The organism is uncultured Mucilaginibacter sp. (assembly GCF_903913935.1).
GTDB lineage: Bacteria > Bacteroidota > Bacteroidia > Sphingobacteriales > Sphingobacteriaceae > Mucilaginibacter.
Genome location: NZ_CAIWNH010000004.1, coordinates 1 through 8,980 on the forward strand (window position 1 = coordinate 1; position 8,980 = coordinate 8,980).

General features: G+C 45.1%; 9 protein-coding genes and 1 pseudogene. 2 read left to right on the forward strand and 8 right to left on the reverse strand.

Going from position 1 to position 8,980, the window contains the following annotated elements:
- Positions 1-336: 336 nt before the first annotated feature.
- The 6 genes from QZY09_RS00065 to QZY09_RS00090 form a co-directional block, all read right to left on the reverse strand.
- On the reverse strand, positions 337-522 hold the full coding sequence (locus QZY09_RS00065) for a hypothetical protein (RefSeq protein WP_295666433.1): 186 nt from the start codon (positions 520-522) through the stop codon (positions 337-339).
- Between the two features lie 24 nt (positions 523-546).
- Entirely contained in the window at positions 547-699 is a 153-nt protein-coding gene (locus QZY09_RS00070) for a hypothetical protein (RefSeq protein WP_295666436.1), read from the reverse strand.
- 308 nt (positions 700-1,007) lie between these two features.
- Positions 1,008-1,967 (reverse strand): hypothetical protein, encoded by a 960-nt coding sequence (locus QZY09_RS00075; RefSeq protein ID WP_295666439.1) that lies wholly within the window; start codon positions 1,965-1,967, stop codon positions 1,008-1,010.
- The gene (locus QZY09_RS00080; protein ID WP_295666442.1) at positions 1,930-3,666 is read right to left on the reverse strand and encodes a carboxypeptidase-like regulatory domain-containing protein; all 1,737 of its coding nucleotides are present in this window, start codon (positions 3,664-3,666) and stop codon (positions 1,930-1,932) included. The genes QZY09_RS00075 and QZY09_RS00080 overlap by 38 nt, the downstream gene beginning before the upstream one ends.
- An 11-nt stretch (positions 3,667-3,677) precedes the next feature.
- Complete coding sequence (locus QZY09_RS00085; RefSeq protein WP_295666445.1) at positions 3,678-4,607, reverse strand: GLPGLI family protein; 930 nt, start codon at positions 4,605-4,607, stop codon at positions 3,678-3,680.
- Between the two features lie 132 nt (positions 4,608-4,739).
- On the reverse strand, positions 4,740-5,645 hold the full coding sequence (locus QZY09_RS00090; RefSeq protein WP_295666447.1) for a GLPGLI family protein: 906 nt from the start codon (positions 5,643-5,645) through the stop codon (positions 4,740-4,742).
- Positions 5,646-5,887: 242 nt separating this feature from the next.
- Here QZY09_RS00090 and QZY09_RS00095 point away from each other — a divergent pair, with 242 nt between their 5' ends.
- Together QZY09_RS00095 and QZY09_RS00100 are read left to right on the forward strand one after the other, a co-directional pair.
- Positions 5,888-7,120: a sensor histidine kinase gene (locus QZY09_RS00095; protein WP_295666450.1), complete on the forward strand. Its 1,233-nt coding sequence runs from the start codon at positions 5,888-5,890 to the stop codon at positions 7,118-7,120.
- Positions 7,117-7,815 carry a LytTR family DNA-binding domain-containing protein gene (locus QZY09_RS00100; protein WP_295666453.1) on the forward strand — a complete coding sequence of 233 codons (699 nt, stop codon included), beginning with the start codon at positions 7,117-7,119 and terminating at the stop codon, positions 7,813-7,815. The genes QZY09_RS00095 and QZY09_RS00100 overlap by 4 nt, the downstream gene beginning before the upstream one ends.
- A gap of 121 nt (positions 7,816-7,936) precedes the next feature.
- Here the strand turns inward: QZY09_RS00100 and QZY09_RS00105 are convergent, their stop codons facing one another.
- Positions 7,937-8,584 carry an RDD family protein gene (locus QZY09_RS00105; RefSeq protein ID WP_295666456.1) on the reverse strand — a complete coding sequence of 216 codons (648 nt, stop codon included), beginning with the start codon at positions 8,582-8,584 and terminating at the stop codon, positions 7,937-7,939.
- Positions 8,585-8,622: 38 nt separating this feature from the next.
- A pseudogene (locus QZY09_RS00110) lies at positions 8,623-8,980 on the reverse strand (hypothetical protein); the annotation flags it as partial.

The window sequence follows — 8,980 nt, forward strand, 5'->3', positions numbered from 1 at the left end:
ATGATTGTTATTTCGACAGTTTGGCAGAGGAGCTTGAGGGGTATCCCATCTTCCCGCATGGCGTACGCAGGGGATAGCCTGCAACCTTTAGTTGGGTAGGCAAGTACTAAGGGGTAGACCGCTCTCGCCCGCACGAAAATGCGCCCTACACACTCCTCCCTATTTTTGGCCCTACACAGAGTGTGTAGGGCCTCATTTTTTCTTTTATCCCCAACCTGCCTGCCGCAGGCAGGTTAGCTGAAAACACGGTTGCTATTGCTTATTGTAAGCATGCATCGACATGCCGACAATTTTCCACTCGCCGTTTATTTTCTCCAGCATCTTAAATTCAATGCTCTAAGTCTTTTTGCCGTCTTTGGAAACGGATTCTTCATTATGGCTAACCCATGCGGCACTGCCCATAACGGATATTTTATAATTGGAGTTGGTAAAAGTACCGCCGCCGCCCATCATGTTTGCAGGCGGATTGATCATAATAGCAGGCGGAACGTCGATCATTTTTCCGTCAGCTGTCGAAACCACTATCCGGCTGTACGGCTGTATTTTTCAGCAGTCGGCATGGCCCTTAACATCGCCACTGCGGAAAGTTGTTGATTCTTTTTCCAATACTTGTTTTATTGCGGTTGTATCCGGGATGGATTGGGAAAGAGCGGATAAAGCGATAAAAAGGCTGATGAGGGTGAAGAGTAGTATTTTCATGTGGTTGGTTTTATTGTTGGGTTGAAATTTGAGGCTTCAGTGTAAATATAATGATAAGTTTCACTTTATTATCATGCCTTCGGTCCGCTCCGTTTGAACCGGCGGTAGGAGACAGAATAAGACCTAAAAAAACAGTGGTTTAGCAAAAAACTGCTGACAAGATCCTGTCAGTGACAAAATTTTGTCAGCACTTAAATAATTGATAATCAAATGAGTAGATGGTTGTTGCGTTTGTAGCATCTGTAGCGCTACGCAACAAAATTGTTTTGATGACATTTATTTCTCAAACGTAAAAGGCGTTTTTCCCATCAAAGATTAAACATCACTTTCAACAAAATGATCCTCCCCGGCAACGTGTACGAACTGGCGGTAAACGTATTTGCCGATAAATTGAGGTAGCTGTAATTTTTAACATTCAAAAAATTAACCGCGCTGAGCTCCACATCTGTTTTTAGGCTTTTGAGCCTGAATTTCATCGCTGCATCTGCAAAAAAGTATTTCAGGTCCGGGTTGCCCTGCTGGCGGGTGAAGTAATGTTCGCCGGAGAGTTTAAACTGCATATCGTCCGAAGGAATATAGTTAACCTCTGCCTGCTGCAGCAACTGGCTGATGTGAAAGGCCGATGCCTCCACTGCCGAATGGCTGTAAGTTTGCGTAAGGGTGGCCTTATAGCTAAAATTTACCTGGTCGTTCACTTTTGTATTGGCGTTTAAATTAGCAGCCTCTGTAGTGGTGTTGAAGGGCAGCAGGTTATTGTTTTGCAGCTGTACCGAGCCATTGTTTTGCCATTGCAGACCGCCGCTAAAAGTGGTTTTTAACGCAAAGGAATACTTGCTTACGTTGCCGCTCACCGTCCACCAATTGGTGCTGTTGGGGTAGGGCAGCACCACCCGCTGCTGTAGTGTATTGGTGATCACTTCCGAAGCGATATTATTGGAAGCCACGTGGTTATAAAGCACATTCACACCGGCAAAAAACAGGGTAAGCGCCTTGCGGTAGTTAAACCCGGCTGCAGCCGTTTGGTTCTGACTTTCGGTGAGGTCGGCATTGTTGGCGAAAAGCGAGCGGTAGTCCGTAAGGATATAGCCGCGGTACAGATCTTCTATGGTACCTGTTTGGTTGCGGAAATTGTAGCCGAAGGTGAGGTAGTTCTCCAAACTGGTTTGGTATTTTATCCTTAACTGCGGGTTAAAATACAAACGGTTTAAATGCTTATTCAGCCCGTAAAGGCTATCTGAATAATTGATCTGCTGCAGGCTTACCGGCAAGGTCAGCTTTAAGCACAGTGCCGGGCAGGTCAAACGCCGCTTCGGCATACAGCTTTTTCCGGATCCAGTTCAAATGGTTCATGGAACTGTCTGATGCGGGGCTGATGCTGTTATTGTTCTGCAATATGCCGAGGTTTGAGGTTAATGTTTGTGATTGTATGCTAAAACCCGTTCGGTAACTTTGGGTAACAACGTTTGCCGGGATCTTAAACGACAGGTAATTATTGGTGTACCAGGCGGGCACATTTACATTTTGCAGCAATTGGTTATAGGGTACGCTTTTATTGAATACAGTGTCGTTATAGTTCGGCCCGATGGCCCTGTTCTCCGGCTCGGCGGAATGGCTGATGTACGAATAAGCCTGTACGATATTGTTTGATTTTAGTGATTTGATGAGGTTAAATTCATTGGAGAAATTTAGTGAGTTATCCTTAAAAACCTGGTTCTCCACAGTGCCGTTAGTATTCAGGCTGGAATAGTTAATACTCTGGTTATTATCCATCAACAGCACATCATTTAAATAATATTTATCCCGGTTAACGTTCAGCGTAAATTGGGTATGGAATATATTGGGAACGGAGCGGTTGTGCAGGGTTTCGTTATACCGCACCGTGTCGCCCGGCAAAAAAATGGTGCTGCGCTGGCTGTAATCCTGTTGTTGCGTATCATGCAAATACCAGGCGTTAACCTTTAGCTGCACATTGTTTTTTAGGTTGATCAAATTATTAAGGTTGATAAGTCCTGACCGGTCAAATAAATACCTGTCGCGTGACAAAGCCGGCTCATTTACCGCCCCGGTTGAAAGTACGGTGGCCGGTACATCGTTATCGATGCGTTGGGAATTATCGGTAAAGTTGTGCGACACCAAGTCCTGCTCCAGGTCATCCCCGGTATTGTTGCCTTTTATATAATTAATGGCCTTGTATTTATCCTTAAACATCATGGCATTCAAATTCACGTCGTAATTGCCGGGCAAGCCTGCACCTATGCTTTCCTGGCCTACCAATTGCAGTTTGGCCCCTTTCTTAATGGTCAGGTTCAGCGCCACATCGTCGCTCATTACCTTATTTTGCAGTACTTTAACCGGCTGGTCATTTTGGATCACCTGCACCTTCTCAACCACTCCCTGCGGAATGGTATTGGTAGCAATGCTGTATTTATCATCCAGCAGGTTATCGCCCCCGATGTACAGGTTTGAAATGGGTTTGTTATTGTACAGAATGGTGCCATCGGCCGCAACCGTTATGCCCGGTAATTTTTTGATCACATCGCCTATCGTCCTGTCCTGCGCGGAGGCAAAGTCCGAAACTTTATAGTTGATGGTATCCCCGTTTATTTTCAGTACCGGCCGGCTGCTTTTCACCACTACAGACTGTAACTGGTTAACCGAAGCCTGAAGCACAAAGTCGACGGGAGTGTTACCATTAATTGCTTGCGCCATGTGCTTGTAACCTATGCAGCGCACTTCTACCAGCAGGCTATCCGTTTTTTCGCCGGAGGGCAGCATCAAATTGTACACGCCTTTACCATCTGTTATGGTGTAAGCAACAATACCATTGCTTACTTTTTTTTTCAGGCTGACGGTGGCAAACGGCACGGCCTTTCCTGTACTGTCTTTAACAGTGCCGTGGATTTTTTCCTGGGCAAAGCAAAAGGCAGCACAAAGCATGCTGCATAGCAGCAATATAAAAGTTCGCATAATACACATCATTATTTTTCGGCCAACTCAACCGGGTTATTGATCACGGGCTGCGGCCCGATTTTGATCTTGATTTGCGGCCTGGGTCCGTTTCCAGGTCCATTCATGCCAGAGGATGCCATCATGGCCTGCACAAACGCATCCGGATCTTTCCGCATGGCTTCCTGCAATTTGGTAAATTCCTTGTCGGTGGTTTTGATCGAACGCGAAGGCAATGCGATAATAGCCGGATCCGTATCGGCATCATCACCTCCAATCACGATCATCCTGTGCCCGTCGCCGGGCTGTGCCTCACTGGTTGCCGCTGACGCGGCGGTTTGCGGAGGCGCGACCTTTTCAATACCGTCAAACTTAAAAACCACTTCTTTTTTGGCATCATAAGCCTCCAGGATCACACCGGGCAGGCCATTCAGTTTCCAGGGCCCGGCATGAAAAGGCATATCGGCGCAAAACCATGCGGTATAATCCCGGCCTTTAAAATGCGCAGTGGCTTTCTGGCAATGCATGCCGCCAAAACTGGCCGTATCGCTGCTTACTTTCCAGTCGATTTTTGGTAGGGCATCTTCAATCAGGTAGCTGTTGATGACGAGCGACTCCTTTCTATACAATTTTTGCTGTGCCGGGAATTGAAAATATTGAAGAGGCGAACCTGTGTTTTGCCTGTTTATTTTAATGTTTCCATCAGGCGAGTTTGCCATTGCTTCTTTTACTTGTTTTTTAAATAAGGCATCCTGCAGCTGTTTGTCATAACTTTTGTAAACGCTTGAAATTTTGCCCAGCAACAGGGCCATGTTTTCGGTATAAGGGTTCGCGCGGTTTGTGGTATCCCTCACATGCGAGAACTTATAATGTACCATATACGCTGCGGTGTCAGTGTTTTGCGCCCCGGCCGTAATGGCGGCAGTTAAAAGGGCGGCACATAGTAATAGTTGTTTTTTCATTGTGTTGATTGTTTTTTTATGGCAATCCGCCAGCTGGCGGATGAGCAAGTGTAGTTTTTTGTAGCTCATGATGGTTTCATGAATTGAATATTATAATTTACTCCTGGTATTTTTCTAATTGAGGTGTTTCGCTCATTTCTTTTCCGGCAATTCCATCGGGTTATTGATCACCGGACCGCGGGGGGCAGGGCCTTTCCTAACCCTGATATTATCCATTTTAACGCCATCGGCGCGATTGCCCGCCATAACCGCTTGTGCAAATGCTTCAGGGTCTTTTTCCATGGTCGTCTTTAGTTTATCAAATTCCTTTTGTGTGGTTTTAATTGTTCTGGGTGGTGTTCCTATCAAATTCAGGTCGTCATCCAATCCCTGCAATATCGGGGGAGCATCCGCAGCGGTAGTCCCGGTGCCGGGTTGTGCAGGCACAGCCTTCTCTACTCCGTCAAACTTAAACACCACTTCGTTTTTAGCATCGTGAGCGTCAACAATTACGCCGGGCAGCCCGTTTAATTTCCATGGGCCGGTATGCACCGGCAGATCGGGGCAAAACCATACCGTGTAATCCCTGCCTTTAAAATGGCCGATGGCTTTCTGGCAATGCAATCCACCAAATGTTGCCGTGTCAGCGCTGATCTTCCAATCGATAGCCGGCATCGGGCCATCGATCAGGTAACTGTTGATCATCAGCTGATCTTTCGTAAATAATTTTTGTTCATTCGGGAACTGGTAATATTCGGTGAACGAACCCGCATGCCTTCTATTTATCATTGGGCGCCCATCCGGGCTGCTGGCTGCCGCCTCGGCAAACGCTTTCTTAAACTGCGCGTTGTATACTATCCCGTCATAACTCCGGTACGCGCCCGCATTTTTGCCTACATACAACACCATGTTTTCCGTGTAGGGGTGCGCCCGGTCCGTGGTGTCCCTCATGTAGCTAAACTTGTAGTGCACCAGCACCCGTGCGGTATCTGTTTTTTGGGCTTCAGCGGTAATAAATGCCGCCAGTAAGATGATTGCTATTAGTAATTGCTTCTTCATAAGGTGATAATTTTAAACAATGCTAAAAATTTGAATTGGCGCCCTGAAAATTTTGGTACGAATAGCGTGCACAGGCAGTTAAAGCAGCGATATTTGTTATTTGCGGATGATAAGGATACCCTGAAAGGAATTTAGCGCAGGCGTAATAGCGCGGATTTCAAAACCTGCGTGTTCGCCTACTAATCAGTCTGGTTAATCACATAAATTAATAAAATTGGACAAAGGTTTCTATTTTTGAATTGATGAACAGCATAAAAAAGAGACAGTTAGCGGAGATTGCCATTCATATCCTTTTTTGGATCGCGGTTTTCTATGCCGTAAACGTAGCAACCAGCTCAGCCATTACCATAAGGATCAGCCGCAATAACGCCATAATGGAGCGAAAACAAATAGTCAGGTTTTTACCGGCCACCTATGGCACTTTGGTATTGCTGGCCATTTTATTTTATGGCAATATTTTTTGGCTGTTTAAAAAGATCCTCTCCTTTCGCAGCAACCTTGTCCGTTTTGCCATAGCGGCATGTTGGTTTTTGTTGATTTTTGAGATGGATAATGTGGCGATCAATTTGCTGACCCCTCATGACCCGGTCAGGATAGGTCCCCCGCCCACCCAACAGTTTGATACTACTTTAAAAATAAAAGGCGTTCCGCCTGGCCCGACGACAATTTCAGCAACCAGGCATGTTGTTTTAGAAACCGGGCATGTTGTTTCAGATAAGATGCATATTGTTTCAGATAATAACCGTCTTGGTTTCATCATGAATATGGTTGACAGGTCGCAATTGATCTTATTGCTGCTATTCATAGGTATTATGGGTGTCTCCATTGCTTATTTCTTTTTAAAGGAATGGGCAAAAACCGATGTATTGCGCGTTAAACTGGAGGCTAACCAGTTAAGTACCGAGGTTAAATTCCTGCGCTCGCAGATCAACCCGCACTTTCTGTTCAATACACTCAATAACTTGTTTTCGATGGCACAGGCGAAGGGTAACGATGACCTTGCCGACGGGATCTCGAAACTATCAGGTATGATGCGCTACATGATATACGACAGTAATGCCGATGGGGTGCCGCTGAATAAAGAGATTGAATACCTGGAAGATTGCATCACGCTAAACAAACTGCGTTACGCTGATGAGGAGGCAAAGGTGACGTTTGATTACCCGGCGCAAACTGAGGGTATTTTGGTTGCCCCCATGCTTTTTATCTCCTTTGTGGAAAATGCCTTTAAACACGGGGTGATCATAGGCCAATCATCCGAAATTAATATTTCCATTGCAATGGTAAACAAGCAATTAGTTTTTAGCTGCCAGAATACGATTTACAATGTCAGGAAAATGAAAGACGAGAAGGGCGGGATCGGGCTTGAAAATATAAAGAGAAGATTAGAACTTGTATACCCCGGAAAGTACGAATTGTTCATAAAAAATGCTGACAATAGGTATATTGTCAATCTTGGAATTATTTTAGAATGATAACCTGTATCGCCGTTGATGATGAGCCCAAGGCGCTGGAAGTGATTGAGCGGTATTGCCGCAAAACCGGCCTGGTAGACTTGCGGGCCACCTTTCGCGAGCCGGTGAGGGCCATTGAATTCCTGAACCGGGAAAAAGTGGACCTCATTTTTCTTGACATTAATATGCCGGACGTCAGCGGGCTACAGCTGGTACAAACCCTGTCGGCCAGGCCGATGATCATTTTTACCACGGCATACAGCCACTACGCTGTGGAAAGCTACGATTTGAATGCTGTTGACTACCTGCTGAAACCCATCACTTTCGAACGCTTTTTAGCCGCAGTAAATAAAGCCGAGAACTTGTTTGCGATGAAAAATAAGGCAAGCCTTAAAAGTGAAGCACTGGAAACGGTTTTTATAAAAAGCGGATCGCAAACCCATCACCTTAAAATAAGCGAGATCCTTTATTTGCAGAAGGATGGCAATTACATCACCATCGATTTAAAGGATAAAAAGATCCTGATCCGCGAAAACATGACCGATATTTTTGACATTGTCCCGCAAGATGAGTTTGTTAGGGTGCATAAATCATTTGTGGTAGCCATAAGGCATATTGCCATGATAGAAGTTCACCAATTGATGATCAATAATGAAAAGATCCCGATTGGGAGTACCTACCGTGATTCGTTAAAGATGAGATTGGGGTTGGAATGAGGAATTAGTGGCAGTTATTAGTAGCAGTAGCAGTTTTTGCTTGTTATAAATCTAACTGCTATTGCTACTTTTACACCGCCGCTAATATTTATTCGACTGCTACTGCTAATTACCCCTGCTACTAAAACAGTCTGTCTTTCATCACCAGCGTCCCGGCCAGCATATCATGCATGCATTGCTGGGTTTTGTTAAAGAAGCTGAAAATATAGCCTAAAAAAAATGGGGCGACAGAAAATAGCTTGGCTACATTTCGCCATAACGACCGGCCGAAGCTGATGCGTTTGCCTTCCATATCACAAACTTTTATCCGGATAAGCTGCTTGCCGAACGTTGCCTGTTTCGCCGAGCATTCCAATACGATATGATAGATAATCTTTACCAGTGGAACGATAACTGCCAGGCTAAAGGCTACCATGATGCGCTGCGCCTGATCCTCAATAAATACCGAAACGATAAAGGCAATGGGCACACATACCAGCAATACAAAAAACCAATCCAGCGCGGACGCGGTTAGCCTTTGATCAAAACTGCCGAAATATTGGGGGATGACGGCTTCCTTTTTAAAACCAAAAAGCTCACGGAGTTCTGCAACTTCATGAGCTTGTTTATAATCGTCCATGCCATCTGTCCTTACAAAATCGGCTGGTTTTATTTTCAGCGCCTTCAACTGTTCAATGCTGTACGGTCCTTCGGGTTTACCATTAACTACGAGGAGGTAGGTGTTTCCTTTGTTGGAAGGTTGTAATGTTGAAACGTTGGAAGTTTGCATAACTCTTCAAAAATAACATTTCAACATTACAACGCTACTTAATACTTATTCACCTTAAAACCTGATACAATGCCTTTGATATGGATGTGTATCTTGTTTTTTGCGGCAGCAAAACCGGGTGTTTCGTGCCTGCTGTCGCCTACATCGTTAAATCCTTCAAAGTCGTTGCCTGATAAACCTGTGTCTGTTTCTATTTCGCAGGCAGCATTTTGCGGGATCAGGATCCTAACGTCCGAGGCTGCATTTGAACATTCAATATTGGTTGATTCCAATGGGTCGCCTAATTTGATGGTGAACGATCCGGCGGCACCGTTTAATTTAAGTTCCTTTACTTTGAATTTTGAGAGGTCGAAATCAAGTTTGGCAGCGCCGGCATCTGCATGGATTTCCCAAATA

Bases quoted from the DNA above. Each gene is read 5' to 3' on its own strand.
- QZY09_RS00070 (WP_295666436.1), bottom strand. From the start codon at position 699: ATGAAAATACTACTCTTCACCCTCATCAGCCTTTTTATCGCTTTATCC.
- QZY09_RS00080 (WP_295666442.1), bottom strand. From the start codon at position 3,666: ATGCGAACTTTTATATTGCTGCTATGCAGCATGCTTTGTGCTGCCTTT.
- QZY09_RS00085 (WP_295666445.1), bottom strand. From the start codon at position 4,607: ATGAAAAAACAACTATTACTATGTGCCGCCCTTTTAACTGCCGCCATT.
- QZY09_RS00090 (WP_295666447.1), bottom strand. From the start codon at position 5,645: ATGAAGAAGCAATTACTAATAGCAATCATCTTACTGGCGGCATTTATT.
- QZY09_RS00095 (WP_295666450.1), top strand. From the start codon at position 5,888: ATGAACAGCATAAAAAAGAGACAGTTAGCGGAGATTGCCATTCATATC.
- QZY09_RS00100 (WP_295666453.1), top strand. From the start codon at position 7,117: ATGATAACCTGTATCGCCGTTGATGATGAGCCCAAGGCGCTGGAAGTG.
- QZY09_RS00105 (WP_295666456.1), bottom strand. From the start codon at position 8,584: ATGCAAACTTCCAACGTTTCAACATTACAACCTTCCAACAAAGGAAAC.